This window comes from Streptomyces sp. NPDC058464 (assembly GCF_042721035.1).
Taxonomy (GTDB): domain Bacteria; phylum Actinomycetota; class Actinomycetes; order Streptomycetales; family Streptomycetaceae; genus Streptomyces.
The window spans coordinates 18,240-44,837 of the sequence record NZ_JBHXMA010000053.1; the positions used below are offsets into that span (position 1 = coordinate 18,240).

General features: G+C 71.4%; 25 protein-coding genes and 1 pseudogene. 16 read left to right on the forward strand and 10 right to left on the reverse strand.

Annotated features, from left to right (window positions below; all coding sequences use genetic code 11):
• Positions 1–48: 48 nt before the first annotated feature.
• The 4 genes from ACFWPQ_RS44360 to ACFWPQ_RS44375 all read right to left on the reverse strand — a co-directional run bounded on the left by ACFWPQ_RS44360 (position 49) and on the right by ACFWPQ_RS44375 (position 3,958).
• On the reverse strand, positions 49–1,122 hold the full coding sequence (locus ACFWPQ_RS44360; protein ID WP_384048627.1) for an acyl-CoA dehydrogenase family protein: 1,074 nt from the start codon (positions 1,120–1,122) through the stop codon (positions 49–51).
• Positions 1,119–2,300: an acyl-CoA dehydrogenase family protein gene (locus ACFWPQ_RS44365; RefSeq protein ID WP_384048629.1), complete on the reverse strand. Its 1,182-nt coding sequence runs from the start codon at positions 2,298–2,300 to the stop codon at positions 1,119–1,121. Before ACFWPQ_RS44365 ends, ACFWPQ_RS44360 begins: the two co-directional genes overlap by 4 nt.
• Positions 2,297–3,265, reverse strand: coding sequence for an NADPH:quinone oxidoreductase family protein (locus ACFWPQ_RS44370; RefSeq protein ID WP_384048632.1), 969 nt, complete (start codon positions 3,263–3,265; stop codon positions 2,297–2,299). The genes ACFWPQ_RS44365 and ACFWPQ_RS44370 overlap by 4 nt, the downstream gene beginning before the upstream one ends.
• Before the next feature lie 120 nt (positions 3,266–3,385).
• Positions 3,386–3,958 (reverse strand): helix-turn-helix domain-containing protein, encoded by a 573-nt coding sequence (locus ACFWPQ_RS44375; protein WP_384048635.1) that lies wholly within the window; start codon positions 3,956–3,958, stop codon positions 3,386–3,388.
• A 78-nt stretch (positions 3,959–4,036) separates the two neighbouring features.
• On the opposite strand from ACFWPQ_RS44375, the gene ACFWPQ_RS44380 reads away from it, so the two are divergent.
• The 5 genes and pseudogenes from ACFWPQ_RS44380 to ACFWPQ_RS44400 all read left to right on the forward strand — a co-directional run bounded on the left by ACFWPQ_RS44380 (position 4,037) and on the right by ACFWPQ_RS44400 (position 8,792).
• A complete protein-coding gene (locus ACFWPQ_RS44380) occupies positions 4,037–5,017 on the forward strand; it encodes an NAD(P)/FAD-dependent oxidoreductase (protein ID WP_384048638.1) in 981 nt (326 codons plus the stop codon).
• Positions 5,018–5,071: 54 nt separating this feature from the next.
• Positions 5,072–6,611: pseudogene (locus ACFWPQ_RS44385) on the forward strand (ATP-dependent DNA ligase).
• Positions 6,608–7,075 carry an NUDIX domain-containing protein gene (locus tag ACFWPQ_RS44390; RefSeq protein WP_384048641.1) on the forward strand — a complete coding sequence of 156 codons (468 nt, stop codon included), beginning with the start codon at positions 6,608–6,610 and terminating at the stop codon, positions 7,073–7,075. Before ACFWPQ_RS44385 ends, ACFWPQ_RS44390 begins: the two are co-directional and overlap by 4 nt.
• Positions 7,076–7,150: 75 nt before the next feature.
• On the forward strand, positions 7,151–8,536 hold the full coding sequence (locus tag ACFWPQ_RS44395) for an NADP-dependent succinic semialdehyde dehydrogenase (protein ID WP_384048644.1): 1,386 nt from the start codon (positions 7,151–7,153) through the stop codon (positions 8,534–8,536).
• 25 nt (positions 8,537–8,561) lie between these two features.
• Entirely contained in the window at positions 8,562–8,792 is a 231-nt protein-coding gene (locus ACFWPQ_RS44400) for a DUF6213 family protein (protein WP_089105419.1), read from the forward strand.
• Between the two features lie 64 nt (positions 8,793–8,856).
• Here ACFWPQ_RS44400 and ACFWPQ_RS44405 read toward each other — a convergent pair whose 3' ends face one another.
• Positions 8,857–9,501, reverse strand: coding sequence for a transcriptional regulator (locus tag ACFWPQ_RS44405; RefSeq protein WP_384048647.1), 645 nt, complete (start codon positions 9,499–9,501; stop codon positions 8,857–8,859).
• A 185-nt stretch (positions 9,502–9,686) separates the two neighbouring features.
• Here ACFWPQ_RS44405 and ACFWPQ_RS44410 point away from each other — a divergent pair, with 185 nt between their 5' ends.
• From ACFWPQ_RS44410 to ACFWPQ_RS44420, 3 genes are read left to right on the forward strand one after another with little or no spacing between them, the layout of a single operon-like run.
• Entirely contained in the window at positions 9,687–10,751 is a 1,065-nt protein-coding gene (locus tag ACFWPQ_RS44410; protein ID WP_384048650.1) for a type III polyketide synthase, read from the forward strand.
• 5 nt (positions 10,752–10,756) lie between these two features.
• Positions 10,757–12,007: a cytochrome P450 gene (locus tag ACFWPQ_RS44415; protein ID WP_384048653.1), complete on the forward strand. Its 1,251-nt coding sequence runs from the start codon at positions 10,757–10,759 to the stop codon at positions 12,005–12,007.
• 7 nt (positions 12,008–12,014) lie between these two features.
• Complete coding sequence (locus ACFWPQ_RS44420) at positions 12,015–12,560, forward strand: cupin domain-containing protein (protein WP_384048656.1); 546 nt, start codon at positions 12,015–12,017, stop codon at positions 12,558–12,560.
• 87 nt (positions 12,561–12,647) lie between these two features.
• On the opposite strand, the gene ACFWPQ_RS44425 is transcribed toward ACFWPQ_RS44420, so the two are convergent.
• Positions 12,648–13,874: an acyl-CoA dehydrogenase family protein gene (locus ACFWPQ_RS44425; protein WP_384048659.1), complete on the reverse strand. Its 1,227-nt coding sequence runs from the start codon at positions 13,872–13,874 to the stop codon at positions 12,648–12,650.
• A 172-nt stretch (positions 13,875–14,046) separates the two neighbouring features.
• Between ACFWPQ_RS44425 and ACFWPQ_RS44430 the strand changes: the two genes are divergently transcribed.
• Positions 14,047–14,691 carry a TetR family transcriptional regulator gene (locus tag ACFWPQ_RS44430; RefSeq protein ID WP_384048662.1) on the forward strand — a complete coding sequence of 215 codons (645 nt, stop codon included), beginning with the start codon at positions 14,047–14,049 and terminating at the stop codon, positions 14,689–14,691.
• A gap of 100 nt (positions 14,692–14,791) precedes the next feature.
• Here the strand turns inward: ACFWPQ_RS44430 and def are convergent, their stop codons facing one another.
• Entirely contained in the window at positions 14,792–15,331 is a 540-nt protein-coding gene (gene def / locus ACFWPQ_RS44435; protein WP_384048665.1) for a peptide deformylase, read from the reverse strand.
• Between the two features lie 150 nt (positions 15,332–15,481).
• Between def and ACFWPQ_RS44440 the strand changes: the two genes are divergently transcribed.
• From ACFWPQ_RS44440 to ACFWPQ_RS44470, 7 genes are all read left to right on the forward strand, one after another.
• The gene (locus ACFWPQ_RS44440; protein WP_361298160.1) at positions 15,482–16,720 is read left to right on the forward strand and encodes a MurT ligase domain-containing protein; all 1,239 of its coding nucleotides are present in this window, start codon (positions 15,482–15,484) and stop codon (positions 16,718–16,720) included.
• Between the two features lie 20 nt (positions 16,721–16,740).
• Positions 16,741–17,469 carry a type 1 glutamine amidotransferase gene (locus tag ACFWPQ_RS44445; protein WP_093505915.1) on the forward strand — a complete coding sequence of 243 codons (729 nt, stop codon included), beginning with the start codon at positions 16,741–16,743 and terminating at the stop codon, positions 17,467–17,469.
• A 180-nt stretch (positions 17,470–17,649) separates the two neighbouring features.
• Entirely contained in the window at positions 17,650–18,675 is a 1,026-nt protein-coding gene (locus ACFWPQ_RS44450) for a 6-phosphofructokinase (protein ID WP_384048668.1), read from the forward strand.
• Between the two features lie 165 nt (positions 18,676–18,840).
• The gene (locus ACFWPQ_RS44455) at positions 18,841–19,791 is read left to right on the forward strand and encodes a cytochrome c oxidase assembly protein (protein ID WP_384048670.1); all 951 of its coding nucleotides are present in this window, start codon (positions 18,841–18,843) and stop codon (positions 19,789–19,791) included.
• 57 nt (positions 19,792–19,848) lie between these two features.
• Positions 19,849–21,231: a DUF6777 domain-containing protein gene (locus ACFWPQ_RS44460; protein WP_384048673.1), complete on the forward strand. Its 1,383-nt coding sequence runs from the start codon at positions 19,849–19,851 to the stop codon at positions 21,229–21,231.
• A gap of 22 nt (positions 21,232–21,253) precedes the next feature.
• A complete protein-coding gene (locus ACFWPQ_RS44465; RefSeq protein WP_384048676.1) occupies positions 21,254–23,077 on the forward strand; it encodes a protein kinase in 1,824 nt (607 codons plus the stop codon).
• Positions 23,078–23,090: 13 nt separating this feature from the next.
• On the forward strand, positions 23,091–23,270 hold the full coding sequence (locus ACFWPQ_RS44470; RefSeq protein WP_293996352.1) for a hypothetical protein: 180 nt from the start codon (positions 23,091–23,093) through the stop codon (positions 23,268–23,270).
• A gap of 45 nt (positions 23,271–23,315) precedes the next feature.
• Here the strand turns inward: ACFWPQ_RS44470 and ACFWPQ_RS44475 are convergent, their stop codons facing one another.
• Genes ACFWPQ_RS44475 through ACFWPQ_RS44485 form a run of 3 tightly spaced genes read right to left on the reverse strand, consistent with a single transcriptional unit; the run spans position 23,316 to position 26,597 of the window.
• On the reverse strand, positions 23,316–24,497 hold the full coding sequence (locus ACFWPQ_RS44475; protein WP_384048680.1) for a sensor histidine kinase: 1,182 nt from the start codon (positions 24,495–24,497) through the stop codon (positions 23,316–23,318).
• Entirely contained in the window at positions 24,494–26,206 is a 1,713-nt protein-coding gene (locus tag ACFWPQ_RS44480) for a cation acetate symporter (RefSeq protein ID WP_384048683.1), read from the reverse strand. The genes ACFWPQ_RS44475 and ACFWPQ_RS44480 overlap by 4 nt, the downstream gene beginning before the upstream one ends.
• 22 nt (positions 26,207–26,228) lie before the next feature.
• Positions 26,229–26,597: a hypothetical protein gene (locus tag ACFWPQ_RS44485; protein ID WP_361298185.1), complete on the reverse strand. Its 369-nt coding sequence runs from the start codon at positions 26,595–26,597 to the stop codon at positions 26,229–26,231.
• Between the last annotated feature and the right edge of the window lies 1 nt (position 26,598).

Sequence of the window (26,598 nt, forward strand, 5' to 3'; positions counted from 1 at the left end):
CGCGGGTGCGCGACCAGCCCCCACGCACCCGCAGTCGACAACCGAGACTCACGGCGCCTGAAGATCGACCAGTCCGGCCAAGGCTTCTCGATGCACCCCCGCCGTACCGAAGGCGATCGAATCCGCCTTGGCCCGCTTCAGATACAGATGGATCGGATGTTCCCAGGTCATCCCGATCCCCGCATGCAACTGCAGCGCCTCCTCGGCAGCGTGCACCGCGACCGGCGCCGCATAGGCCTGGGCGACGGCCACCAGCACATCGGCGTCCTCGCCGGAGGCCAGCGCGTCGGCCGCCCCGCGCGCCGCCGCGCGGAGGTTGACGACCTCCAGCCACAGCTGCGCCAGCCGGTGCTTGATCGCCTGGAACCCGCCCACCGGCCGGTTGAACTGCTTGCGCTCCTTGAGGTACCGCACGGTCTCGGTCAACGCCCACTCGGCGACGCCGAACTGCTCGGAGGCCAGCAGCCCGGCCCCGGCCCGCAGCGCCCGCCGTACCGCCGGCTCCGCGTCGCCCACGCGGCGCCCGGCCGCCCCGTCCAGGGTCACCGTGCCGAGCGGCCGGGTCAGGTCGAAGGCGACCTGCGGGGTGACCGTCACGGCACCCGCCCCTACCGCGTACAGCCCGCCGTCGTCCCCGGGCACCAGCAGCACGTCCGCGGCGACCGCGTCCGCGATCCCGGTCAACTCGCCGTACAGGCGCCCGTCCTCGACGCGTACGGTCTTGAAACCCGCGCCCGGAGCGACGTGCAGCCCCACGGCCAGTGCCCCGACGGTCCGCCCGGACGCCAGCTTCCCGAGCAGCTCCTCCTCACCGCAGGCCAGCAGCGCCTCGGTCGCCACCACGGCACTGGTCAGATACGGCACCGGCGCCACCGCCCGCCCCAACTCCTCCAGGACGACGGCGACTTCGCGGTGCGAGGCACCCTGGCCGCCGAGCTTCTCCGGTACCAGCAGCCCGGCGAGCCCCATGCCCTCGGTGAGGGCCTTCCAGGCGGCCGCGTCGTGCGGGACGTCCGACTCGGTGCGGGCGATGACGCCCGGCGCGTCGCAGTGGTCGGCGAGCAGATCCCGCACCGCGGCCCGCAGCGCCTCTTCCTCCTCCGAGTACAAAAGGTCGGTCATCGGGCGAGGTCCTTCCAGGCGACGTCCTTGTCGGTGCGCGGCTCCGAGGGCAGGCCCAGGACGCGTTCGGCGACGATGTTCAGCAGGACCTCGCTGGTCCCGCCCTCGATGCTGTTGCCCTTGGCACGGAGGTAGCGGTAGCCGGCGTCGCGGCCGACGAAGTCCACCAGTTCGGGCCGGCGCATGGTCCAGTCGTCGTACAACAGGCCTTCCTCGCCCCGGAGTTCGACCTCTAGGCCGCTGATCTCCTGGTTGAGGCGGGCGAAGGCGAGCTTCATTCCGGCGCCCTCCGGGCCGGGCTGTCCTGCGACCAGCTGCTGGCGCAACCGCTCGGCGGTGAGGCGGGCGACCTCGGACTCGACCCACAGCTTCAGCAGCCGCTGGTGCAGGTCGTGGGTGCGCAGCTCGGGGCGTTCGCGCCAGGTCTTCGCGACCGGGCCGATCATGCCGCCCTCGCGGGGCAGCCGCATGCCGCCGATCGCGACGCGCTCGTTGTTGAGGGTGGTCTGCGCGACCCGCCAGCCGTCGCCGATCTCACCGAGGCGGCGGGAGTCGGGGATGCGCACGTCGGTGAGGAAGACCTCGTTGAACTCGGCCTCGCCGGTGACCTGCCGCAGCGGCCGGACGTCCACGCCCGGGTCGGTCATGTCGCAGATGAAGTAGGTGATGCCCGCGTGCTTGGGCACGTTCGGGTCGGTGCGGGCGATGAGGATGGCCCAGCGGGAGTTGTGCGCGCCGGAGGTCCACACCTTCTGCCCGTTGACGACCCAGTCGTCGCCCTCACGGACGGCCCGGGTGCCCAGCGCGGCCAGGTCGGAGCCGGCGCCCGGCTCGCTGAACAGCTGGCACCAGACCTCCTCGCCGATCCACAGCGGCCGCAGATAGCGCTGCTTCTGCTCCTCCGTGCCGTACTTGAGGATGGTCGGCGCGGCCATGCCGAGCCCGATGCCGTTGCGGCGCGAGTCGTTGTCGGGGGCGCCGGCGGCCTCCAGCTCGGCGTCCACGACGACCTGGAGGGAGCGCGGGGCACCGAGGCCGCCGAGGCCCTCCGGGTAGTGCACCCAGGCCAGCCCCGCGTCGAAGCGGGCCTTGAGGAAGTCGAGCTTCTCGGTCGTGGCGGGCGGGTGTGCGGCCAGCAACTCGGCGGTGCGGCGCGTGAGTTCGGCAGCATCGGTCATGCTGCGGCTCCCTTCGGTACGACGGTGACCCGGCCGGTGGTGACGCCGTCGCCGACCCGCTGCACGGCCGCCGCGGCCTCGGACAGCGGGACCCGCTCGCTCACCAGGGGCTTGATGGCGCCCTTGGCGGCCAGCTCGGTGAGCTGGCGGTGGCAGTCCAGGATCAGCCTGGGGTTCTTGGTGGCGTACAGGCCCCAGTGCAGGCCCAGGATGGAGTAGTTCTTCACCAGGGCGTGGTTGAGCCCCGGGCTCGGGATGGTGCCGCTGGCGAAGCCGACGACCACGATCCGGCCCTCGAAGGCGACCACCTTGGTGGACTGGGTGTATGCGTCGCCGCCGACCGGGTCGTAGATCACGTCGGCGCCGCGGCCACCGGTGGCCTCCTTGACGGCGGCGACGACGTCCTCGGCACGCCGGTCGATGACGACGTCACAGCCCTGCTCGCGGGCCACGGCGGCCTTGTCGGCGCCGCCGACCACGCCGATCACCCGGGCCCCGGCCGCCTTGCCGAGCTGAACGGCGGCACTGCCGACCCCGCCCGCGGCGGCGTGTACGAGCAGCGTCTCGCCCGCCTGCAGGGCCGCCCGGCGGTGCAGGCCGAACCAGCCCGTCTGGTAGCCGATGTGCAGCGCGGCGGCCTCGGAGTCGTCCAGCGCGTCCGGGGCCGGCAGCAGCGCGGCGGCGTCCGCTACCGCGTACTCGGCGAAACCGCCGTGCGGCAGGGTGGGGTTGGCGAGCACCCGGCGGCCGTCCTCGGTCTCGCCGCAGATCTCCACCCCGGGGGTGAACGGCAGCGGCGGGCGCACCTGGTAGTGCCCCCGGCACATCAGGACATCGGGAAAGTTGATGTTGGCGGCACGCACCCTGAGCAGCACCTGGCCGTCGCCGGGCGTGGGCAGCTCCACCTCCTGGAGCCGCATCACCTCGCTCGGCTCGCCGTTCTCGTGCACTTGCCATGCCTGCATGCGGTGCCTCCACGGGACTGCGTCGACTGCGTCGTCCGACCGTCGTCTGACCGGGTCCACCGCATACTAAGCGGTCGCTTGCCATGGAGGGAACAGCCGCCCGGGGGAACGCCGGATTCGTCACGCCCGCTTCGGACGCGCCCGTACATGCATCCGCTCCCCCTGCGGCCCGAACAGGCTGAGGAACTCCACCGGCCCCTCCCCCGTCGACCCGAACCAGTGCGGCACCCGGGTGTCGAACTCGGCCGCCTCCCCCGGCCCCAGCACGACGTCATGGTCGCCGAGCACCAGCCGCAGCTTCCCGGACAGCACGTACAACCACTCGTAGCCCTCATGGGTACGCGGTTCGGGTTCGAGTTTCCGCTTCGGTTCGACCACCTTGAAGGCCTGCAGACCGCCGGGCTGCCGGGTGAGCGGCAGGAAGGTCCGGCCGAACCGCTCCATCGGCTTCGCCCGCACCCGGGGGTCGCCGGCCGGCGGGGCGCCGACCAGTTCGTCCAGGGGCACCTGGTGGGCCTGCGCGATCGGCAGCAGCAGCTCCAGGCTGGGCTTGCGCAGCCCGGACTCCAGCCGGGAGAGGGTGCTGACCGAGATGCCGGTGGTCTCGGAGAGGGCGGCGAGGGTGACCTCCCGCTCCTTGCGGAGCCGGCGCAGCCGGGGTCCCACACCTGCGAGGACGTCGTCCGTAGTCATGCCTGCATTGCAGTTTCGGCAAAGACGTTTGTCAATCCGGCAGCGGCCGGGCAACCCTCGGCGGCGGAGGTGGTCACCATGACCGATACATACGAAGTGGTCGTCGTCGGGGGCGGCGCGGCCGGGCTGTCCGCGGCGCTGGTCCTGGGCCGGGCCCGGCGCCGCACCCTGGTCGTCGACGCGGGCGAGCCGCGCAACGCCCCGGCTGCGCACATGCAGGGCTTCCTGTCCCGGGACGGCATGCCGCCCGCGGAGTTCCTGGCCGTGGGCCGGGAGGAGATCGCCCGGTACGGCGTGGAGCTGGTCCGGGACCGGGCGGTGGACGCGGCGAAGGATGACCCAGACGGCCCGAACGGCCCGAACGGCTCGGACGGCTCGGACGGCTCCGACGGATTCGTGGTGTCGCTGGCGAGCGGCCGTACCGTCCGGGCGCGGCACCTGGTCGTCGCCACCGGCCTCAAGGACGAACTCCCGGCCGTCCCCGGGGTGGCCGAGCGCTTCGGCCGGGACGTGGTGCACTGCCCGTACTGCCACGGCTGGGAGGTACGCGACCAGGCGTTCGGCGTGCTGGCCACGAGCCCGATGAGCGCGCACCAGGCGCTCATGGTCACCCAGTGGTCGAAGGACGTGACCCTCTTCCTGCACCAGGTCGAGGAGGCCGAGCTGGCCGACGAGGACCTGCGCCGGCTGGCCGCGGCCGGGGTCCGGGTGGTGCCGGGCGAGGTCGCGGTGCTGCGCGTCGAGGACGACCGGCTGACCGGGTTGGAGCTCGTCGACGGGAGCGTGCACGCGCGGGAGGCACTGTTCGTCGCCCCGCGCCCGGTCCCGCAGAACGACCTGCTGATCGCGCTGGGCGCGGAGCTGGCGGAGACCCCCTTCGGCGCCTACCCCGTGATCGACGAGCGGGGCCTGACGACCGTGCCCGGGCTGTGGGCGGCCGGCAACGCGAGCGGCTTCGCCGAGCAGGTGGTCAACGCGGCGAGCCGCGGCTACCGGGCGGGCGCGGCCATCAACGGCGAGCTGCTCTTCGCGGACCTGGACGCGGCCGTGCGGGTGTAGTCCGGGCGCGCACGTTGTGGTGTGGTCCGGGCACACCCGTTGCACCATGGCTGCATGCTGCTGACCCGGCTCGCCGAAGTGTCCCGGGAGGTCGCCGCCACCGCGGCCAGGTCCCGCAAGACCGCCCTGCTCGCCCAGCTCTTCCGGGAGACGGCCCCCGACGACGTCCCGGTCGTCATCCCCTTACCTGGCCGGCCGGCTCCCGCAGGGCAGGCTCGGCGTCGGCTGGAAGGTGCTGAGCCGGCCCGTCCCGCCGGCCGCCGCCCCGTCCCTCACCGTGCGCGAGGTCGACGCCCGGCTCAGCGAGCTGGGCAAGGTCTCCGGAACCGGATCTCAGGCCGAACGGGCCCGGATCGTGGGCGAGTTGATGGGCGCGGCGACCGCGGACGAACAGCGCTTCCTGCTGGGGCTGATCACCGGGGAGGTGCGGCAGGGCGCCCTGGACGCGGTCGCCGTCGAAGGGCTCGCGCAGGCGACCGGCGCGGACCCGGCCGCCGTCCGCCGGGCGGTGATGCTCGCCGGTTCCCTCCAGACGGTGGCCGAGTCGCTGTTGGCGGACGGCCCGGCCGCCCTGGACCGCTTCCGGCTCACCGTCGGCCGTCCCGTGCTGCCCATGCTGGCGCACACCGCGTCCTCGGTCGCGGAGGCGGTGGAGAAGCTGGGCGGCTGCGCGGTCGAGGAGAAGCTGGACGGCATCCGGGTCCAGGTCCACCGGGACGGCGACACGGTACGAATCTTCACCAGGACGCTCGACGACATCACCGAACGCCTCCCCGAAGTGGTCTCCGCCGCACGGGAGTTGCGGGGCGACCGGTTCATCCTGGACGGCGAGGTGATCTCCTTCGACACGGACGGGCGGCCCCGCTCCTTCCAGGAGACGGCGGGACGGGTCGGCTCCCGGACGGACGTGGCGAAGGCGGCGCGGGAGGTCCCGGTCTCCCCCGTCTTCTTCGACGTGCTCTCGGCCGACGGCCACGACCTGCTCGACCTCCCCTTCGCCGAACGGCACGCGGAGCTGGCCCGGCTGGTCCCCGAACCGATGCGGGTGCGCCGGGCACTGGTCTCCGGGCCGGACGACGCGACGGCCGCCGAGGAGTTCCTCGCGGCCACCCTCGCCCGCGGCCACGAGGGCGTGGTCGTCAAGGCCCTGGACGCCCCCTACAGCGCCGGCCGCCGGGGCGCCTCCTGGCTGAAGGTGAAGCCCGTCCACACCCTCGACCTGGTCGTCCTGGCCGCCGAATGGGGCCACGGCCGCCGCACCGGCAGGCTCTCCAACCTCCACCTCGGCGCCCGCAACCCGGACGGCACCTTCGCCATGCTCGGCAAGACGTTCAAGGGCCTGACCGATGCCGTGCTGGAGTGGCAGACCGCCCGGCTCAAGGAGCTGGCGGTCTCGGACGACGGCTGGGTGGTGACCGTACGCCCCGAACTCGTCGTCGAGATCGCCTACGACGGACTGCAGCGGTCCACCCGCTACCCGGCCGGTGTCACCCTGCGCTTCGCCCGGGTGGTCCGCTATCGCGAGGACAAGCGGCCGGAGGAGGCCGATACGGTGGAGACCCTGCTGGCCGCGCACCCGGAGGTACGGCGTTGACCGAGCCGAAGCGAAGCGCCGGACTGCTGTTGTTCCGGCATACCGGCGAAGGCCTTGAGGTGTTGCTCGGCCATATGGGCGGCCCGTTCTTCGCGAAGAAGGACGCGGGCGCCTGGACCGTCCCCAAGGGCGAGTACGAGCCCGACGAGACGGCCTGGGCGGCGGCCCGGCGCGAGTTCCAGGAGGAGCTGGGCCTGCCGCCGCCGGACGGCGAGGCGATCGGGCTGGGCGAGGTCCGGCAGACCAACGGCAAGATCGTGACGGCGTGGGCGATCGAGGCGGACCTGGACCCGGCCACGATCGAACCCGGCGTCTTCGTGATGGAGTGGCCGCCGCGGTCGGGCCGGATCCAGGAGTTCCCGGAGCTGGACCGGGTGGCCTGGCTGACCCCCGACCGGGCCCGCGAGGTGATCGTCAAGGCCCAGGCCGCGTTCCTCGACCGGCTGGCGGAGCACACGGGCTGAACAGAGCCCCCTACGTTGCGGTCCGCCCGGCCGCGCGGGAAGGTCGTACCAAGCCCGCTCCCAGGGAGGTCAGCCATGCCCATCGCGACGGTCAACCCGGCGAACGGCGAGACGCTCGAAACGTTCGAAGCCATGGACGAGGACGAGCTCGAACGCCGGCTCGAACTCGCCGAGGCGACGTTCCGCACGTACCGCACGAGCTCCTTCGCCGAGCGCGCCCGGCTGCTGCACCGGGCAGCCGACCTGCTGGACGCGGACCCGGACGAGATCGCGCGCACCATGACCACCGAGATGGGCAAGCCGCTGAAGCAGGCCCGTGCGGAGGCCGCCAAGTGCGCGAAGGCGATGCGCTGGTACGCCGACCACGCGCAGGCCCTGCTGGCCGACGAGGAGCCGGCGGAGACGGACGTGAAGGACTCGGGCGCGTCCCGGGTGCGGGTGCGGTACCGCCCCATCGGTCCGGTGCTCGCCGTGATGCCGTGGAACTTCCCGCTCTGGCAGGTGGTCCGCTTCGCCGCCCCGGCGCTGATGGCGGGCAACGTGGGCCTGCTCAAGCACGCGTCCAACGTCCCGCAGACCGCCCTGTACCTGGAGGACCTGTTCCACCGGGCCGGCTTCACCGAGGGCTGCTTCCAGACCCTGCTGATCGGCTCCGGCGCGGTCGACGACGTCCTGCGCGACGAGCGGGTGAAGGCGGCGACGCTCACCGGCAGCGAGCCCGCGGGCCGCGCGGTCGCCGCCACCGCCGGCGAGATGATCAAGAAGACGGTCCTGGAGCTGGGCGGCAGCGACCCCTACGTGGTGATGCCCTCGGCGGACATCGACCGCGCCGCGCGGATCGCGGTGACGGCGCGCGTCCAGAACAACGGGCAGTCGTGCATCGCCGCGAAGCGGTTCATCGTGCACACGGCCGTCTACGACGCGTTCGCCGAGCGGTTCGTGGCGGGCATGGCGGCCCTGCGCATGGGCGACCCGATGGACGAGGAGACGGACGTCGGGCCACTCGCGAGCGAGCAGGGGCGCAAGGACCTGGAGGAGCTGGTCGAGGACGCCAAGCGGTCGGGTGCCGAGGTGCTGTGCGGCGGGCAGCGGCCGGACGGGCCCGGCTGGTTCTACCCGCCGACCGTGCTGGCCGGGATCCACCGCGACATGCGCATCCACCGCGAGGAGGCGTTCGGGCCGGTGGCCACGCTGTACCGGGCGGGGGACCTGGACGAGGCGATCCTCATCGCCAACGACTCGCCCTTCGGGCTGAGTTCGAACGTGTGGACGCGCGACGAGGCCGAGGTGGACCGGTTCGTACGGGACCTGGAGGCCGGCGGCGTGTTCGTCAACGGCATGACCGCCTCCCACCCGGCGTTCCCCTTCGGCGGGGTGAAGCGGTCCGGATACGGCCGTGAGCTGTCCGGGCACGGAATCCGGGAGTTCTGCAACATCACCACCGTTTGGCAGGGTGCGTGACGGTTGCACGGCTACGATCCCGGGTGTGAACCGCGAAGTGACCCTGCCTCTGATCGTCGACGACCGCGGTACCTTGCAGGTGGCCGCGGCCGACGTGAGTAAGTTGTTGCGGACGTTGGGGGCACGGTGGCTGCGTCTGGTGGAGGCCGACGAGGGTGGGCTGGACGAGGACACGGTGGCTGCGCTGACCATTGAGCTCGCGAAGCTCGCCGATCGGATCGACGTGGCTTGTATCGCCCATAGCAGTGGGGAGTAGCGGCGTTCGGCGGGTGCGGGTGCGTCGTGGCTGGTCGCGCAGTTCCTCGCGCCCCTAAAAGCAATCAGCTGAGCGTCGTCCAGAACATCTCCTCGTATGCCTGGAGCAGGCGGCCGTAGGTGTACACACGCTTCTCGTCCAGGCGGCCCGAGTCCAGTCCCGCCTGCACCGCTGCCGTCGCCTGTACGTCGAGTGCCGGAGCCGGTGTCGCGAAGAAGTCGAAGAAGGCGCAGGCCTTGTCGGTGAAGCCGTAGTGCGTGCGCAGCCCCTCTGCGATGCGGGCGCAATACGTGCCCCACGTCGCGAAGTTGGCCGTGATGGCGAGGACGGCGTCCGTCGGGGTTGCGTTGAGGGCGAGCCAGGAGATGTACGCCTGGCAGCCCGGTAGGGGCTCGTACGCTTGCATGCGCTCTTCATCCACTTCGCACGCCTCGGTGAACGCGCCCAGCCGCTCTGCCGCCAGTTCCTCGCCCTCGGCCAGCATGGTGAAGAACCCGGCGGCCGCAGGCTCCTCGGTGGCGCGCTGCGCCAGATGCAGGAACGCGCGTCGGTCGGCGGGGATCACTTGGTGTTGTTCCAGGGCAAGTGCGGCGAGTGTCTCCAGACTCGCCCGGCCGCTGGCGACGAGGGGGACCAATGGATTGGCGTTCGGGTTCGGGGCAAGCTCTGACCTGGTCGTTTTCATCATTTCCGCGGCCGTGCCGGGCATCGCGTCCTCCACGTGCGGATAGCTCTGTGCTGCTCCGACCCTGACACGGGGTCACCGGTTCGGAGTAGTCCGGCGAGAGATCATCGCCCTCACGGGTGATCGTGAGGGAACCACCTCCTGAGGTGAACCACCTCTCTGACCGGTCGGGCCCAAACCCACCGGAAGGCTGAAAGCAGGCACGGTTCATGGCGACTTTGTGCAAACCCTCAGTGTCGGTCCCGGAGTACGTGATCACGATGGAGGAGACGCTGGAACTGGCGCGCTCCCACCACGAGAACCACCCGCAGCTGCCGCTGGCGCTGAGACTGATCGAGAACACGGGCGTTCGCACCCGGCACATCGTGCAGCCGATCGAGGAAACCCTGAAGCACCCCGGCTTCGAGGAGCGCAACAAGCTCTACGAGGTCGAGGCCAAGGCCCGGGTCCCCGCAGTCATCCAGCGGGCGCTCGACGACGCCGAGCTGCTCACCACCGACATCGACGTGATCATCTACGTCTCGTGCACGGGCTTCATGATGCCCTCGCTCACGGCGTGGCTGATCAACGAGATGGACTTCGACTCCACGACCCGCCAGATCCCCATCGCGCAGCTCGGCTGCGCGGCCGGCGGAGCGGCGATCAACCGGGCGCACGACTTCTGCTCGGCGTACCCGGACGCCAACGCCCTCATCGTGGCCTGCGAGTTCTGCTCGCTGTGCTACCAGCCGACCGACCTCGGCGTCGGCTCGCTGCTCTCCAACGGGCTCTTCGGTGACGGCATCGCCGCCGCCGTGGTCCGCGGCAAGGGCGGCACGGGCGTCGAGCTCGAACGCAACGGCTCGTACCTGATCCCGAAGACCGAGGAGTGGATCATGTACGACGTGCGGGCCACCGGGTTCCACTTCCTGCTGGACAAGCGGGTCCCGGCGACCATGGAGCCGCTGGCACCGGCTCTCCAGGACCTGGCCGGACTGCACGGCTGGGACGCGTCCGACCTGGACTTCTACATAGTCCACGCGGGCGGGCCGCGCATCCTGGACGACCTGAGCAAGTTCCTCCAGGTCGAACCGCACGCCTTCCGGTTCAGCCGGGCCACGCTCACCGAGTACGGCAACATCGCGAGCGCCGTCGTCCTGGACGCACTGCGCCGGATGTTCGACGAGGGCGGTGCCGAACACCAGGCGCGCGGCCTGCTGGCCGGCTTCGGTCCCGGCATCACCGCGGAAATGTCGCTGGGTCGCTGGCGGCGTTCGGACGAAGAGGCGGACTGACCTCGATGACACTCACCGAACCACTCGACCCCGCCGACGAGGCACCCGGCGAGGCACCCGGTGAGGCCGCCTGTCCGGTCCGGCACTGGGAGGTGCCGGACCTGACGGGGGTGGACTTCGACCCCACCCTGGCCGAGCTGATGCGGGAGGGTCCGGTCACCCGGATCCAGCTCCCCAACGGAGAAGGCTGGGCGTGGCTGGTCACCCGGTACGAGGACGTACGGATGGTGGCCAACGACCCCCGGTTCAGCCGCGAGGCGGTGATGGAGCAGCCGGTCACCCGGCTCGCCCCGCACTTCATCCCGGACCGCGGCGCGGTCGGCTTCCTGGACCCGCCCGACCACACGCGGCTGCGCCGCACGGTGGCCTCCGCGCTCACCTCCAAGGGCGTGGAGCGGGTCCGGGAGAAGGCCCGCCGGATGCTGGACGAGATCGTCGACGAGCTCGTCCAGGACGGCCCGCCCGCCGATCTCACGGCGGCGGTCCTGAGCCCGTTCCCCATCGCGGTGATCTGCGAGGTGATGGGGGTGCCGGCCGCCGACCGGCACAGCATGCACGTCTGGACCCAGCTGATCCTGTCCTCCAGTCACGGCAAGGAGGTCAGCGAGAAGGCCAAACGTGAGATGAGCGCCTGCTTCGGCGATCTCATCGCCCTGCGCGAGGGCAGTACGGGCGAGGACGTGGCCTCCCTGCTGGGCGCGGCCGTGGGCCGCGGCGAGGTCACCCTGGAGGAGGCCGTCGGTCTCGCCGTCCTCCTCCAGATCGGCGGCGAGGCGGTCACCAACAACAGCGGGCAGATGTTCTACCTGCTGCTGACCCGCCCCGACCTCCTGGACCGGCTGCGCACCGAGCCGGCGATCCGCCCCCGGGCGATCGACGAGCTCCTGCGCTACATCCCCCATCGCAGCGCGGTCGGCCTGTCCCGGATCGCCCTGCAGGACGTGGACATCAAGGGCGTACGGATCCGCGCGGGCGACCCGATCTACGTCTCGTACCTGGCCGCCAACCGTGACCCGCTGGTCTTCCCGGACCCCGAGACGATCGACTTCACCCGCAGCCCCAACCCGCACGTCTCCTTCGGGTTCGGCCCGCACTACTGTCCCGGCGGCCAGCTCGGCAGGCTGGAGGAGGAGCTGCTGGTGGACGCCCTCCTCGACCGGCTGCCCGGGCTGCGGCTCGCCGTGCCCCCGGAGCAGGTGCCCTTCAGGAAGGGTGCGTTGATCCGGGGACCCGAAGCGCTTCCGGTGACGTGGTGAGTGGCCCATGACGACTACCGAGGGACTCGCGGAGGGACTCGGGGAGGGACTCCTCGTGCCACCAGGCCAGGGACGCGTGGTCCACACGCCGGCTCAGCGCGTCACGTTCAAAGTGACGGGCACACACTCGCGGATCGCCTCCACCTTCGAGGTGGAGGTCCCGCCGGGGTTCGACGTGGGCGCCCATGTGCACACCCGCAGCGAGGAGTTGTTCTACGTCCTCGAAGGCGAGCTGGACGTCCTCGCCTTCGAGCCCCGCATCCGGACCCCCGACAACTGGCAGAAGTGGGAGTCGAGTTCGGGCACGAGGGTGGTGCGGGCGACTCCAGGTACGGTCATCGTCGTACCACCGGGGTGCCCGCACGCTTTCGCCAACCCGACGGAGACTCCGGCGAAGATGTTCTTCCAGGCATCGCCGCCGCCCGATCACGAGCACTACTTCGAGGAGTTGCTGGAGATCCTGGGGAGCGGTGGTCCGACGGACCACGAGGCGATCGAGGAACTCCGCAAGCGCTACGACATCGAGCAACTCACGCCCTTGAAGCACCGGTGACTGTGCCCACCTGTCTGCGGGCGCGGGGAACTGCGCGAGCGACCACGACGCACCCGCGGACCGCGTCGCGCAGCGCCCCGAACGGCGCTACCGAATCGGCATCCCCGACAGAGTGCGAGCGATGACCAACCGCTGGATCTCGCTCGTCCCCTCGAAGATCGTGTAGATCGCCGCATCGCGATGCATCCGCTCCACCGGATACTCCCGCGTGTACCCGTTGCCGCCCAGGATCTGGATCGCCTGGGCGGTCACCTTCTTCGCCGTCTCGCTGGCGAACAGCTTCGACATCGACCCCTCGGCCGCGTCGAACGGCTTCCCGTTGATCGCCATCCAGGACGCCCGCCACACCAGCAGCCGGGCCGCGTCGATGGACGTCCGCATGTCCGCGAGCGCGAAGGCCACCCCCTGGTTGTCGATGATCGGCCGCCCGAACTGCTCACGGGTCATGGCGTAGTCGAGGGCGACCTCGTACGCGGCGCGTGCCGTACCGACGGCCATCGCACCGACGGCGGGCCGCGAGGCCTCGAACGTGGCCATCGCCGCGTTCTTCACCCGCTCTCCGCCCGACTTCGCCCGCTCCCGGGCCCGGGCCAGGCGCTCGTCCAGCTTCTGCTTGCCGCCGAGCAGGCAGGAACCGGGCACCCGGACGCCGTCCAGGACGACCTCGGCGGTGTGCGAGGCGCGGATCCCGTGCTTCTTGAACTTCTGGCCCTGGGAGAGCCCGGGCGTCCCCGGCGGGACGATGAAGGACGCGTGGCCCTTGGAGCCGAGTTCCGGGTCGACGACCGCGACGACGACGTGGACGTTGGCGATGCCGCCGTTGGTCGCCCAGGTCTTCGTGCCGTTGATCACCCACTCGTCCTTGGCCTCGTCGTAGACGGCCCGGGTGCGCATGGAGGCCACGTCGGAGCCGGCGTCGGGCTCGGAGGAGCAGAACGCGGCGACCTTGACGTCGTTGGTGTCGCCGTACATCTGGGGGATCCAGGTGCCGATCTGCTCCTCGGTGCCGTTGGCGAGGACGCCGACGGCGGCGAGGCCCGTGCCCACGATGGACAGGGCGATGCCCGCGTCGCCCCAGAACAGCTCCTCCATGGCCATCGGGATGCCGAGCCCGGTGGGGTCGAAGTACTGCTGGGCGTAGAAGTCGAGGGAGTAGATGCCGACCTTCGCGGCCTCCTGGATGACCGGCCAGGGAGTCTCCTCACGCTCGTCCCATTCGGCGGCCGCGGGACGGATGACGTCGGCGGCGAAACCGTGCAGCCAGTCCCGGACCTCCTTCTGTTCGTCGTTGAGTTCCATGGTGAACTCGGCCATGACTCCTCCAGCGGCGGCGCATAATGTGTTACTAGCGGTAACCCGAGTCTGTTACTCGTCGGTAGGAAAAGTCAACTCCCAAGGTCACCTCGGCAGCCAGTTCGAGAGCGGATGGCCGTCAGGTGTTAGTTTGCGCAGGCGTCACCGAAACAGCACGGGGTGGGGAGAGCACATGGACACCACGCAGCGGACCGAACAGCAGCGGTCCGCCGACCGCCGACGGCGCGAGCTGTTGGAGGCCGCGGACCGGGTGGTGCTACGGGACGGCCCACAGGCTTCCATGAACGCCATCGCGGCGGAGGCGGGCATCACCAAACCCATCCTCTACCGCCACTTCGGCGACAAGAGCGGGCTGTACGCGGCGCTGGCCAAGCGGCACACGGACGCGCTGCTGAACTCGTTGCGGGCTGCGCTGGACGCTCCCGCGGAGCGCCGTGAGCGGGTCGAGGCAACGCTGGACACCTACCTCACGGCGATCGAGGCGCGGCCTCAGGTGTACCGGTTCCTGATGCATCCCGCGGAGGGCGGCACGGGGGCCGACCAGGGGTTCGACGTCGGGTTGCACTCGGCTCCGCTGTTGCGGCGGATGGGTGAGGAGCTGGCGCAGGTCATCGAGGACCGGCTGGATCTGGGGCCGAACAGTCAGCAGCTGGCGCGGGTGTGGGGGCACGGGATCGTCGGGATGATGCATGCCGCAGGGGACTGGTGGCTGGGGGAACGGCCCTGTTCTCGTGCGGAACTGGTGAAGAGTTTGGCCGACCTGCTGTGGGGTCGCTTGGCGGCTGCGGGGGACAAAGTGGGGGGTCCGGGGTTCTGAGGGGTTCGGTTTCGGCTACCCGCCCGGTGGGGCTTCTCGCGCCCGCGCGGCGGCAGCCGCAAATCAGACACAGCCCCGCGCCCCTTTGGGGCGCGTCCGCTCACCGGTGCCAAGAAGATTTCGCCACCTGGCGCATCAGCTTGCGCCTGCGCCAGCCTGTGACGTGGTCGGCGTAGACGTGACCTTCCAGGTGGTCGGTCTCGTGCTGGAGGCATCGCGCGAAGAAGCCGGTGCCGTGGATCGTGATCGGCTCCCCCGTCGCCGTGAAGCCCTCGACCACCGCGTGGTCGTACCGTTCCGTGCCCGCCTCCAGGCCCGGCAGGGACAGGCAGCCCTCGGGGCCGCGGAGTGTGATGCCGTCCGCCGCCACCAGGCGCGGGTTCACCACATGGCCCAGGTGGCGGACGTCCTCGTCGTCGGGGCAGTCGAAGACGAACACCCGCAGCGGCTCCCCCACCTGGTTCGCCGCCAGGCCCACGCCCTCCGCCGCGTACATCGTCGCGAACAAGTCCTCCACCAGCCGGGAGAGTTCGGGGCCGAAGTCGGTGACCTCCGCACAACGGGCGTGCAGAACGGGGTCGCCGAGCAGGGTGAGAGGCCGGACCCGCCCGTGGGCGCCCGGAATGGAACCGTGTCGCATGGCCGCAAGGGTACGGTTCGGATCGGCCCCTGCTCGCCGCGCAGGCACGGGCCGGAATTCGGGTGTGCGAATGGATCTCGATAGGCTGACCTCACACCACGTTGCCGGATGGCTCAGGCGCGGCGCGTACGCAAGGAGGATCGAGAACTGATGGCAGGCAACTCGGACCCGCTCACGCCGCGGGCCAAGCTGGCCGTGACCGCGGGCAAGGCGGTCGCGGCGGCGTCCCGGGCGGCGGGTCGCGGCAGCGGCTCCGTGATCGGTGGCCGGGTCGCGCTCAAACTCGACCCCGACCTTCTCGCCCGGCTCGCCCAGAATCTGGACGTCACCCTGGTCTCGGCGACCAACGGCAAGACGACGACCACCCGGCTCATCGCCGAGGCGCTGAAGGCCGCCGGGCCGGTCGTGTCCAACGCGCTCGGGGCCAACATGCCGGCCGGCATCACGTCGGCGCTGGCGGGCGGCTCGGAGTCCAAGTTCGGCGTCATCGAGGTCGACGAGAAGTACCTGGCCGGGGTGGCCCGGGACACCGACCCCAAGTGCATCGCACTGCTCAACCTCTCCCGCGACCAGCTCGACCGCGCCGCCGAGACCCGGATGCTCGCCGAGAACTGGCGGGAGGGCCTGGCCGGCACCAAGGCCGTCATCGTGGCGAACTGCGACGACCCGCTGGTGGTGTGGGCCGCGTCCTCCTCCCCCAACGTGATCTGGGTCGCCGCGGGCCAGATGTGGAAGGACGACGCCTGGTCCTGCCCGTCCTGCGGTGGCGTGATGCAGCGGCCCGGCGACGACTGGTTCTGCGGTGAGTGCGGGTTCCGCCGCCCGACGCCGAGCTGGGTGCTCTCCGGGGACCACGTCCTCGACCCGCACGGGTCCGCCTGGCCGATCCACCTGCAGCTGCCGGGGCGCGCCAACAAGGCGAACGCCGCCTCCTCGGCCGCCGTCGCCGCCGTCTTCGGGGTGCCGCCGCAGGTCGCCCTGGAGCGGATGTACCAGGTGCAGGCCGTCGCGGGACGCTACGACGTCGTCCAGTTCCAGAACCGCGACCTGCGTCTGCTCCTGGCCAAGAACCCGGCCGGCTGGCTGGAGACGTTCTCGCTCATCGACCCGCCGCCGGCGCCGGTGATCCTCTCGGTGAACGCGCGCGGCGCGGACGGCACCGACACCTCCTGGCTGTGGGACGTGGACTACACGCGCCTGACCGGCCACCCGATCTTCGTGCTGGGCGACCGCAAGCTGGACCTCGCGGTGCGCCTGGAGGTCGCGAACCAGCACTTCCAGGTCTGCGACTCCCTCGACCAGGCCGTGCAGATGTGCCCGCCGGGCCGGATCGAGGTCATCGCGAACTACACCGCGTTCCAGGACCTGCGCCGCCGCGTCGGCAACTGACCACGAAGGACGAAGAGTTCATGAGCGACAACCAACTGCGGCTGGTGTGGATCTACCCCGACCTGCTCAGCACCTACGGCGACCAGGGCAACGCGCTCGTCGTGGAGCGGCGGGCCCGGCAGCGCGGTCTCGACGTGGCCCGGCTCGACGTGCGCAGCGACCAGCCGATCCCGACCTCCGGCGACATCTACCTGATCGGCGGCGGTGAGGACCGTCCGCAGCGACTCGCCGCCGAGCGGCTGCGCCGAGACGGGCACCTGTACCGGGCGGTGGAGAACGGCGCGATCGTGTTCTCCGTCTGCGCCGGCTACCAGATCCTCGGGCACGAGTTCATCAACGACCTCGGGCAGCGGGAGCCGGGTCTCGGCCTGCTCGACGTGACGACCGTGCGCGGCACCGGCGAGCGGTGTGTCGGTGACGTCCTCGCCGACATCGACCCGCGCCTCGGGCTGCCCCCGCTCACCGGGTTCGAGAACCACCAGGGCGTCACCCAGCTCGGCCCGACCGCCCGCCCGCTCGCCCGGGTCCAGCTGGGCAAGGGCAACGGCACCGGGGACGGCACGGAGGGCGCGTACAACGACACCGTCTTCGGCACGTACATGCACGGGCCCGTCCTCGCCCGCAACCCGCTCATCGCGGACCTGCTGCTGAAGCTGGCGCTCGACGTGAACGCGCTGCCGCCGATCGACGACCGCTGGTACGAGGCGCTCCGCAACGAGCGCATCGCCGCCGCTCAGCAGCCCGCGTAGACCTTCTGGAACGGCCGGTTCCGGGGCCCGCCTGACAGGCTGTCCGCTCACATGTGCGGGCACGTCCAGCAGGCGGACGCCCGGTGCGGAATGACCCCCTTGCGCCGGTAGGGTGGCCGCGATGTCAGCCGGACAGCGTGGTCCGGTCTCCGGCCCACGTGGAGAAGGTTGTTTCGGGCTATGCGCATTGGTGTCCTCACGTCCGGCGGCGACTGCCCCGGCCTGAACGCCGTCATCCGGTCCGTCGTGCACCGTGCCGTCGCCGACCACGGCGACGAGGTCATCGGCTTCCGGGACGGCTGGAAGGGCCTCCTGGAGTGCGACTACCTCAAGCTCGACCTCGACGCCGTGGCCGGCATCCTGGCCCGCGGCGGCACCATCCTCGGATCGTCCCGGGTCCAGCCCTCCCATCTGCGGGACGGTGTGGAGCGGGCCAGGGGCCATGTCGCCGAGCTCGGGCTCGACGCGATCATCCCGATCGGCGGCGAGGGCACCCTCAAGGCGGCCCGGCTGATGTCGGACGCCGGCCTGCCGATCGTGGGCGTCCCGAAGACCATCGACAACGACATCGCCGTCACTGACGTCACCTTCGGCTTCGACACGGCCGTGGGCGTGGCCACCGAAGCGCTCGACCGGCTGAAGACCACCGCCGAGTCCCACCAGCGGGTGCTCGTCGTCGAGGTCATGGGCCGGCACACCGGCTGGATCGCCCTCCACTCCGGCATGGCGGCCGGCGCCCACGCCATCGTCGTACCGGAACGGCCCTTCGACATCGAGGAGCTGGCCCGCCGGGTCGGCGAGCGGTTCGAGGCGGGCAAGCGGTTCGCGATCGTCGTCGCGGCGGAGGGGGCCAAGCCGAAGGCGGGCACGATGGCCTTCGACGAGGGCGGCAAGGACATCTACGGCCATGAGCGGTTCGCCGGGATCGCCCGGCAGCTCTCCGTCGAGCTGGAGCAGCGGCTCGGCAAGGAGGCGCGGCCGGTCATCCTCGGGCATGTACAGCGGGGTGGCACGCCGACCGCGTACGACCGCGTCCTGGCGACGCGGTTCGGGTGGCATGCGGTGGAGGCGGTGCACCGGGGGGAGTTCGGCCACATGACCGCGCTGCGGGGGACCGACATCGTGATGGTGCCGCTGGCGGAGGCGGTGGAGACGTTGAAGACGGTTCCTGCGGAGCGGTACGACGAGGCGGAGACGGTTCTCTAGGGGTTGTGCGGTTGTGTGTTGTCCGCGGGTGCGTGGGGGCTGGTCGCGCAGTTCCCCGCGCCTCTGGGTGGGGATCGTGGGCCCCAGTCACAAGTGCGGTCGGGGGCGGTTCTAGGCTGGGGGCGGCTGTAAACGTACAACCCCCCACGAATCAGGAGCCGGCGGATGGATCACAGCGGGCATGGCATGACCATGGATCTGCCGCCGTTCACGCTGGGGCGCGGACTGGAGTGGTCGGCTGATCCCTTCTTCCTCGTCGCCTGTGTCGCCGGGCTCGCCCTGTACGGGTGGGGTGTGGTGCGGTTGCGGCGGCGCGGGGACTCGTGGTCCGTGGGGCGGACCGTGTCGTTCGTCATCGGCGTGCTGACCATCATGCTCGTGATGTGCACCAGGCTGAACGAGTACGGGATGGTCATGTTCAGCGTGCACATGGTGCAGCACATGATCATCAGCATGCTGTCGCCCATCCTGATCCTGCTGGGCGCCCCGGTGACCCTGGCGCTGCGCGCACTGCCCGTCGCCGGGCGGGGCCGGAAGGGGCCGCGTGAGCTGCTGCTGGCCCTGCTGCACAGCCGGTACATGCGGATCATCACCCATCCCGCCTTCACCATCCCGCTGTTCATCGCCAGCCTGTACGCGCTCTACTTCACCCCGCTGTTCGACTTCCTGATGGGCTCGAAGGCCGGGCACATCGCGATGATGGTGCACTTCCTCGCCGTCGGTGTCGTCTTCTTCTGGCCGATCATCGGCGTCGACCCGGGACCGCACCGGCCGGGGTACCTCATGCGCATGCTGGAGCTGTTCGCGGGCATGCCGTTCCACGCGTTCTTCGGCATCGCGTTGATGATGGCGTCGGAGCCGATGGTCGAGACGTTCAAGCATCCGCCCGCCTCGCTCGGCATCGACGCGCTCTCCGACCAGACCGCGGCCGGCGGCATCGCCTGGGCGTTCAGTGAGGTCCCGTCCGTACTGGTGCTGATCGCCCTGCTGTTCCAGTGGTACGGCTCCGAGCAGCGCCAGGCCCGGCGCCTGGACCGGGCCGCCGACCGGGACGGCGACAAGGAACTCGAGGCATACAACGCCTATTTGGCCTCACTGCACGCACGCAAGGGCTGAAAGGCTTTTCATTCAGTAGCATAAAGCGCGACGGAATAACCGCCGGGGGGAGCGGTCATGGCACTGCGCGCTTTCTTGCACCGGGCATGCGTACTCGTGGTTCTGGTTCCGGTACTGATACTCAGCGGTTGCGGGCGGGGCCCGATCGCCGTCAAGGCGGTCGCCGCCGGTGTACCGGCACTCGACCCGTTCTTCGACGAGGACCAGGGGCTCGGCCACGACGAACAGGTCCGTTCACTGCCGGTGCGCGGCAACCTGCAGCAAGGGAACTCGCCCGGCCTCTACGGGGGCACCCGGCAGCCGACCATCTGCGACGTCGAGAAACTCAGGAAATTCCTCACCGATCCCGCGAATCACCGCAAGGCACAGGCATGGGCCAGTGTCTTCGGCATCTCGACCGAACATATTCCTGATTTCCTCGACCGGCTCACTCCCGTATTGCTGCGTCACGACACCCTCGTGAAAAACCACGATTACAAAAAGGGAAGTGCCGTCCCCTACGACTCCCTGCTCCAGGCCGGAATCGCCGTTCTCGTCGATCGGCAGGGACAGCCCGCCGTGAAGTGCTCGTGCGGAAATCCCCTGCGGCCCTTCGAGGGCGATGCCGGCCGTGTCAAGGTCGGGTTCGAGCACGGCAACAAGGAGTGGCCGGGGTACGACCGGACCGAGGTGACGGCCGTACGACCCGCCGCGCGGCCGCTGAAGCGACTCACGCTCGTCGATGTCACCGACCCCGACCGGGGCTTCGAGCGGCCGGTGGGGACGACGGGCACGCACGACACCGTGTTCCGTACCGGCGAGCTGCACTCTGTGCCCGACGTCATCGGCATGTCCTTCGGGGCGGCGAGCGGACGGCTCTCCGACGCGGGGCTGGCCGTCGCCTCCGACGGTGCCGAGCTGCCGTCCGACGACGCCCGGGTGGTGGGCTCGGACCCGGTGGCGGGGACGGAGCTGGCGTTCGGGGAGTACGTCACCCTGCGGGTGGGCGGCGAGTCCGGGGCGGAGAACCAGTCCCCGGGTGGGGACTCGGGCTCGGACTCGTCTCCGTCGGCGTCTTCGTCACCGTCCGCCTCCTCCTCTTCCGCTTCCTCGTCCTACTCCTCGTCCTCGTCCTCGTCCTCGGGGGATTCCGGTACGGCCGTGTCGCCCTCGTCCGGCGATCCCGCGTCGGGGTCCGCGTCGCCTTCGTCGTCCGCCCCGGACGCGTCGTGGGACGCCGGTTCGCCGTCCGTCGGGTCCACACCGCCCGTCTCCTCCTTCGAGCCGGTCCCGAGTACCCACGCGGCGGACACCACCCCGCCGGCATCATCCGCCTCTCCCCCGCCGGTCACCGCATCCGTCCCGGCCGACACCCCGGCCGACAGCGATCCCCCGGCCTCCGACGTACCGGAGGACGGCGCGCCGGCGTCGGGCGGCGAGTCCAGCGCGAGTACGACGTGACACCGAACCCGGGAGTGGCCGGATGCCTCAAGATTCGCCGTCGTCGGGAGCGGGCCGGGTCATCGCCGACCGGTATGTGCTGCTGAGCCGGCTGGGCAGCGGCGGTATGGGCCATGTCTGGCTCGCCCACGACCCGAAGCTCACGTGCCGGGTCGCGCTGAAGGAGCTGGTGCTGTGGGGTACGGACGAGGAGGAACGGGCCGGCCGGGCGGCCCGCGCCCTGGCCGAGGCGCGGCACGCGGCCGGGTTGCGCGGGCATCCGCATGTGGTGACCGTGCACGACGTGCTGGAGCACGAGGGGCTGCCGTGGATCGTCATGGAGTACGTGCAGGGCGCGGTCGATCTGCGGGCACTGGTGGAGCGGGCCGGGCCGCTACCGCCCGCGGAGTGCGCCCGGATCGGCCTCGCCGTCCTCGACGCGCTGACCGCCGGACATGAGCAGGGCGTGCTGCACCGGGACGTGAAACCGGCGAACATCCTGCTCGCGCCCGACCGCATGGGCGCGCCGTACGGCCGGGTACTGCTGACGGACTACGGCATCTCGGTGCAGCCGGACGGCGGGGAGCCCCGGTACACGCAGTCCGGGGCGCTGGTGGGGACGGCCGGATATCTGGCGCCGGAGCGGATCTCCGGCCGACCACCGACACCGGCCGCCGATCTCTTCTCCCTGGGGTGCACGCTGTACCACGCGGTGGAGGGGCGACGGCCGTTCGAACGGGGTTCGGACACCGCGGAGATCTCCGCCACGGTCACGGACGAGCCCGGTCCGCCGGTGCTGGCGGGTGCCCTGGCGCCCGCGGTGCTCGCGCTGCTCGTCAAGGATCCGGCGCTTCGGATGTCGGCGGTGGCCGCCGAGGCCGCGCTGTCGCTGGTCGTGTCGTCGCGGGCGGAGGCGTACGTCCGTCCCCGCACCGATCCCGGTTCCGTACCGCCCTGGGGCGCTCCCCCGGTGGTGCCCGACTTCGGAGCCCCCGTCGTCGTGTCGGGCCCGGACCCGTCGCCCGCTCCCCCGCCCGGACACCGGCGCGGTCCGCTTCCGCACGCCCTGCGGGCCGCTGTCGCCGCCGCCCTGGGGCTGGTGCTGGCCCTGACCGGAGTCTGGTGGGCGGTCGCGCATCAGAGCGGTGGCTCCGCGGCCGGGCCGTACGGCAGCGTGGTCGGCCTGGCGCAGCCCCTCGATGGTGGTGACTGTGTCGTCGCCGAGTGGTCCAGCGGGACGCGATTCGTGGGCACCCCCACGCTCACCGTCGACCCGACCTGCGCGGACAAGGCGCCGGACGGCCAGGTGATGACGTTCGTGCCGGTGGCGTCCGCCTCGGAGGCGCGGGCGAAGGGGCCCGCCGGGTGCGCGGAGCGGACCGAGGACCTGCGCGGGACACTCCCGGATGTGCGGTCCGTCGCCGTCGTGCCGAGCGGGGACGGGTTCGAGGTGACCGGGGGCCGGGTCGCCTGTCTGGTGCTGGGGGCGCACGGTCCCGTCTACGGGCCGCTCGACGGGTATCGCAGGTTGGGGTCCGCGTTCGTGGGCAACGCCACCATGCAGAAGCGGGACTGTCTCAGGCTGCCGCCCGCGCGGACCGTGCTGCTCGTCTCCTGCTCGGGGCCCCACGACGAGGAGGTGCTCGGATTCACCCGGCTGGCGGCCGACCTGACGCTGGCCGAGGCGGCGAAACAGCAGGACAGGGCGTGTGCCCGGGACGTACCGCCGGAGCAGTTCGGATTCGATCCTTCCGTGTACGAGGCGGACTCCTGGACCAGTGAGGCCACATGGACGGCCGGCTTTCATTTCGCCGTGTGCGCCGTCAGGAAGCAGAACGGGGGCACCATGGAGGGAGACGGACCATGAGGAGGGTGTCGCGATGCCCGGTTCTGCGAACGGCTCGAACGGTGCCACCAAGGCGATGGGGGTGCTCACCGTCGGCGGACTCGTCGTGGTGACGGCCTACACGGTGGCGCTCGGCAGCAACGGCTGGCTCTGGTTCGGCTGGGTGGTGCTGGGCCTGCTGACACTGGCGATGGTGGTGACCCAGAGCAATTGACGCCGGTCGGCTGAAGCGCCGCAGACGACGGCGCACCTCAGAGCGCTAGTGCACTCCGGCCTGGTACTTGGGCAACCGCGCGGTGATCTTCATCCCCGCACCAGGCGCGGTCTCGATGACGAGCCCGTGGTCGTCCCCGTACACCTGGCGGAGCCGGTCGTCGACGTTGGACAGGCCGATGCCCCCGGAGGGACTGGTCTCGCCGGCGAGGATGCGGCGCAGCAGGACCGGGTCCATGCCTGCGCCGTCGTCCTCGATGACGACCAGGGCCTCGGCGCCCTCGTCCTGGGCGGTGATCTGGATGTGGCAGGTGCCGGTCTTGCCCTCCAGACCGTGCTTGACGGCGTTCTCGACCAGGGGCTGGAGGCAGAGGAAGGGCAGGGTGACCGGGAGTACCTCGGGGGCGATCTGCAGGGTGACCGTGAGGCGGTCGCCGAAGCGGGCCCGGACCAGCGCCAGGTAGTGGTCGATGGCGTGGAGTTCGTCGGCGAGGGTGGTGAAGTCGCCGTGCCTGCGGAACGAGTAGCGGGTGAAGTCGGCGAATTCGAGGAGCAGTTCGCGGGCGCGCTCGGGGTCGGTGCGGACGAACGAGGCGATCACCGCGAGCGAGTTGAAGATGAAGTGCGGGGAGATCTGGGCGCGCAGGGCGCGGATCTCGGCCTCGATGAGGCGGGTCCGGGAGCGGTCCAGGTCGGCCAGTTCCAGCTGGACGCTGACCCAGCGGGCGACCTCGCCGGCCGCCCGGACCAGGACGGCGGACTCGCGCGGGGCGCAGGCGACCAGGGTGCCGTGGACGCGGTCGTCGACGGTGAGGGGCGCGACCACCGCCCAGCGGACCGGGCAGTCGGGATACTCGCAGTGCAGGCGGAAGGCCTCGCCCCGGCCGGACTCCAGCGGCCCGGCGAGCCGTTCCGTGATCTCGGTGCGGTGGTGGTCGCCGACGCCGTCCCAGACGAGCAGGTTCTCGTGGTCGGTGAGGCACAGCGCGTCGGTGCCGAGCAGGGTGCGCAGCCGGCGGGCCGAGCGGCGGGCGGTCTCCTCGGTCAGGCCCGCGCGCAGCGGGGGTGCGGCGAGGGAGGCGGTGTGCAGGGTCTCGAAGGTGGCGTGCTCGACGGGGGTGCCGAGGCCGCCGAGGCTCTCGGGGCGTGCGGTGCGGCGGCCGAGCCAGAAGCCGGCGGCGAGGAGCGGGAGGACGGCCACGAGGAGGCCCGCGAGGAACCCGGTCACGCCTTGACCTCCGTGCGCAGCTCTTCCGGCAGGTGGAAGCGGGCCAGGATCGCGGCCGTTCCGGGCGGTACCCGGCCGGGGGTCGCCAGGGACACCAGGATCATGGTGAGGAAGCCCAGCGGGACCGACCAGAGCGCGGGCCAGGCCAGCAGGGCGTGCAGCTCACCGGTGCCGGGCAGGTCGGCCATCGTCGCGGCCACCGCGCAGAACGCCGAGCCGCCTCCGGTCAGCATCCCGGCGGCCGCGCCGGGCGGGGTCAGCCGCCGCCACCAGATGCCGAGGACCAGCAGCGGGCAGAAGGAGGACGCGGACACGGCGAAGGCCAGTCCGACGGCGTCGGCGACCGGCAGGCCGCCCACCAGGACGCTCGCGGCGAGCGGCACGGCCATGGCGAGGACCGTCCCGAGTCTGAAGTGCCGTACACCGCGGGACGGGAGGACGTCCTGGGTGAGGACGCCGGCGACCGCCATGGTGAGGCCGGAGGCCGTGGAGAGGAACGCGGCGAAGGCGCCGCCCGCCACCAGCGCGCCGAGCAGGTCGCCGCCGAGGCCGCCGACGACCCGGTCGGGCAGCAGCAGGACGGCGGCGTCCGTCTCGCCGGTGAGGGTGAGTTCGGGGGTGTAGAGGCGGCCGAGGGCGCCGTAGACGGGCGGCAGGAGGTAGAAGAGGCCGATCAGGGCGAGGACGGCGACGGTGGTGCGGCGGGCGGCGACGCCGTGCGGGCTGGTGTAGAAGCGGACCACGACGTGCGGCAGGCCCATGGTGCCGAGGAAGGTGGCGAGGATCAGGCCGTAGGTGGCGTACAGCGGGCGTTCCTCGCGGCTCTCGGCGAGCGAGGTGGACATGCCGCCGTTGGTGCCGCGGTCGGTGGCGGGGACGCGGGTGCCCTTGGCGAAGGTCAGGCGGGTGCCGCCGGTGATGCGGTGGGTGCCCTCGGGGAGGGTGACCCGGGTGTCCCGGAGCGGGCGGCCGTCGACCGCGCCGGTGACGGTGACCGTGAGCGGGCGGTCGAGCCGGAGGGAGAGGGTGTCCTGGACGTCCACGACGCGCTGGGTGCGGAAGGTGGCCGGTTCGTCGAAGGCGTGGACGGGGGCACCGGCGCGCTGCCAGGCGAGGATCAGGAAGAGGGCGGGGACGAGCAGGGCGGTGAGCTTCAGCCAGTACTGGAAGGCCTGCACGAAGGTGATGCTGCGCATGCCGCCGGCGGCCACGGTGGCGACGACGACCACGGCGACGATGAGTCCGCCGAGCGCGTCGGGGGCGCCGGTGAGGACCGCCAATGTGAGCCCGGCGCCCTGGAGTTGGGGCAGCAGGTAGAGCCATCCGACGCCGACGACGAACGCCCCGGCGAGCCGTCGTACCGGCTGCGAGGCGAGCCTGGCCTCGGCGAAGTCGGGGAGGGTGTAGGCGCCGGAGCGGCGCAGCGGGGCGGCGACGAAGAGGAGGAGCACGAGGTAGCCGGCGGTGTAGCCGACGGGGTACCAGAGCATGTCGGGGCCCTGGACGAGGACCAGGCCCGCGATGCCCAGGAAGGAGGCGGCGGAGAGGTACTCGCCGCTGATCGCGGCCGCGTTGAGGCGGGGGCCGACGGTGCGGGAGGCGACGTAGAAGTCGGAGGTGGTCCGGGAGATGCGCAGGCCGAAGGCGCCGACGAGGACGGTCGCGACGACCACGAGGGCGACGGCCGGGACGGCGTAGCTGGAGTTCATCGAGCCTCGTCGGGGCGGGAGTTCATCGGTCCTGTCGGTCCTCGACGAGGCGGACGAAGTCCTCCTCGTTGCGCTCGGCACGGCGCACGTACCAGCGGGCGAGCAGGATGAGCGGGGCGTAGAGGCAGAAGCCGAGCACCAGCCACTCCAGGCGGCGCGCCTCGGGGGCGGCGGCGAAGACCAGCGGGAGCGGGCCGACGAGCAGCACCAGGACGGCGAACACGGCGAGGGCGACGCGCAGTTGGCTGCGCATGAGGGAGCGGACGTAGGTGTGGCCGAGGGTGGTCTGCTCGTCGATCTCGGTGCGCGGCCGGTAGTAGCCGGAGGTACGGCGGCTGCGGCGGGGCGGGCCGGTGACGGTGACCCGGCGCTCGGCGGGGTCCGCGGCCATC

Coding starts and splice junctions, on each gene's coding strand:
- ACFWPQ_RS44480 (WP_384048683.1), bottom strand. CDS start 26,206: ATGAACTCCAGCTACGCCGTCCCGGCCGTCGCCCTCGTGGTCGTCGCG.
- ACFWPQ_RS44445 (WP_093505915.1), top strand. CDS start 16,741: ATGAGCGACAACCAACTGCGGCTGGTGTGGATCTACCCCGACCTGCTC.
- ACFWPQ_RS44410 (WP_384048650.1), top strand. CDS start 9,687: ATGGCGACTTTGTGCAAACCCTCAGTGTCGGTCCCGGAGTACGTGATC.
- ACFWPQ_RS44465 (WP_384048676.1), top strand. CDS start 21,254: ATGCCTCAAGATTCGCCGTCGTCGGGAGCGGGCCGGGTCATCGCCGAC.
- ACFWPQ_RS44395 (WP_384048644.1), top strand. CDS start 7,151: ATGCCCATCGCGACGGTCAACCCGGCGAACGGCGAGACGCTCGAAACG.
- ACFWPQ_RS44380 (WP_384048638.1), top strand. CDS start 4,037: ATGACCGATACATACGAAGTGGTCGTCGTCGGGGGCGGCGCGGCCGGG.
- ACFWPQ_RS44455 (WP_384048670.1), top strand. CDS start 18,841: ATGGATCACAGCGGGCATGGCATGACCATGGATCTGCCGCCGTTCACG.
- ACFWPQ_RS44360 (WP_384048627.1), bottom strand. CDS start 1,122: ATGACCGACCTTTTGTACTCGGAGGAGGAAGAGGCGCTGCGGGCCGCG.
- ACFWPQ_RS44405 (WP_384048647.1), bottom strand. CDS start 9,501: ATGCCCGGCACGGCCGCGGAAATGATGAAAACGACCAGGTCAGAGCTT.
- ACFWPQ_RS44485 (WP_361298185.1), bottom strand. CDS start 26,597: ATGGCCGCGGACCCCGCCGAGCGCCGGGTCACCGTCACCGGCCCGCCC.
- ACFWPQ_RS44440 (WP_361298160.1), top strand. CDS start 15,482: ATGGCAGGCAACTCGGACCCGCTCACGCCGCGGGCCAAGCTGGCCGTG.
- def (WP_384048665.1), bottom strand. CDS start 15,331: ATGCGACACGGTTCCATTCCGGGCGCCCACGGGCGGGTCCGGCCTCTC.
- ACFWPQ_RS44450 (WP_384048668.1), top strand. CDS start 17,650: ATGCGCATTGGTGTCCTCACGTCCGGCGGCGACTGCCCCGGCCTGAAC.
- ACFWPQ_RS44470 (WP_293996352.1), top strand. CDS start 23,091: ATGCCCGGTTCTGCGAACGGCTCGAACGGTGCCACCAAGGCGATGGGG.
- ACFWPQ_RS44415 (WP_384048653.1), top strand. CDS start 10,757: ATGACACTCACCGAACCACTCGACCCCGCCGACGAGGCACCCGGCGAG.
- ACFWPQ_RS44420 (WP_384048656.1), top strand. CDS start 12,015: ATGACGACTACCGAGGGACTCGCGGAGGGACTCGGGGAGGGACTCCTC.
- ACFWPQ_RS44375 (WP_384048635.1), bottom strand. CDS start 3,958: ATGACTACGGACGACGTCCTCGCAGGTGTGGGACCCCGGCTGCGCCGG.
- ACFWPQ_RS44430 (WP_384048662.1), top strand. CDS start 14,047: ATGGACACCACGCAGCGGACCGAACAGCAGCGGTCCGCCGACCGCCGA.
- ACFWPQ_RS44365 (WP_384048629.1), bottom strand. CDS start 2,300: ATGACCGATGCTGCCGAACTCACGCGCCGCACCGCCGAGTTGCTGGCC.
- ACFWPQ_RS44460 (WP_384048673.1), top strand. CDS start 19,849: ATGGCACTGCGCGCTTTCTTGCACCGGGCATGCGTACTCGTGGTTCTG.
- ACFWPQ_RS44370 (WP_384048632.1), bottom strand. CDS start 3,265: ATGCAGGCATGGCAAGTGCACGAGAACGGCGAGCCGAGCGAGGTGATG.
- ACFWPQ_RS44425 (WP_384048659.1), bottom strand. CDS start 13,874: ATGGCCGAGTTCACCATGGAACTCAACGACGAACAGAAGGAGGTCCGG.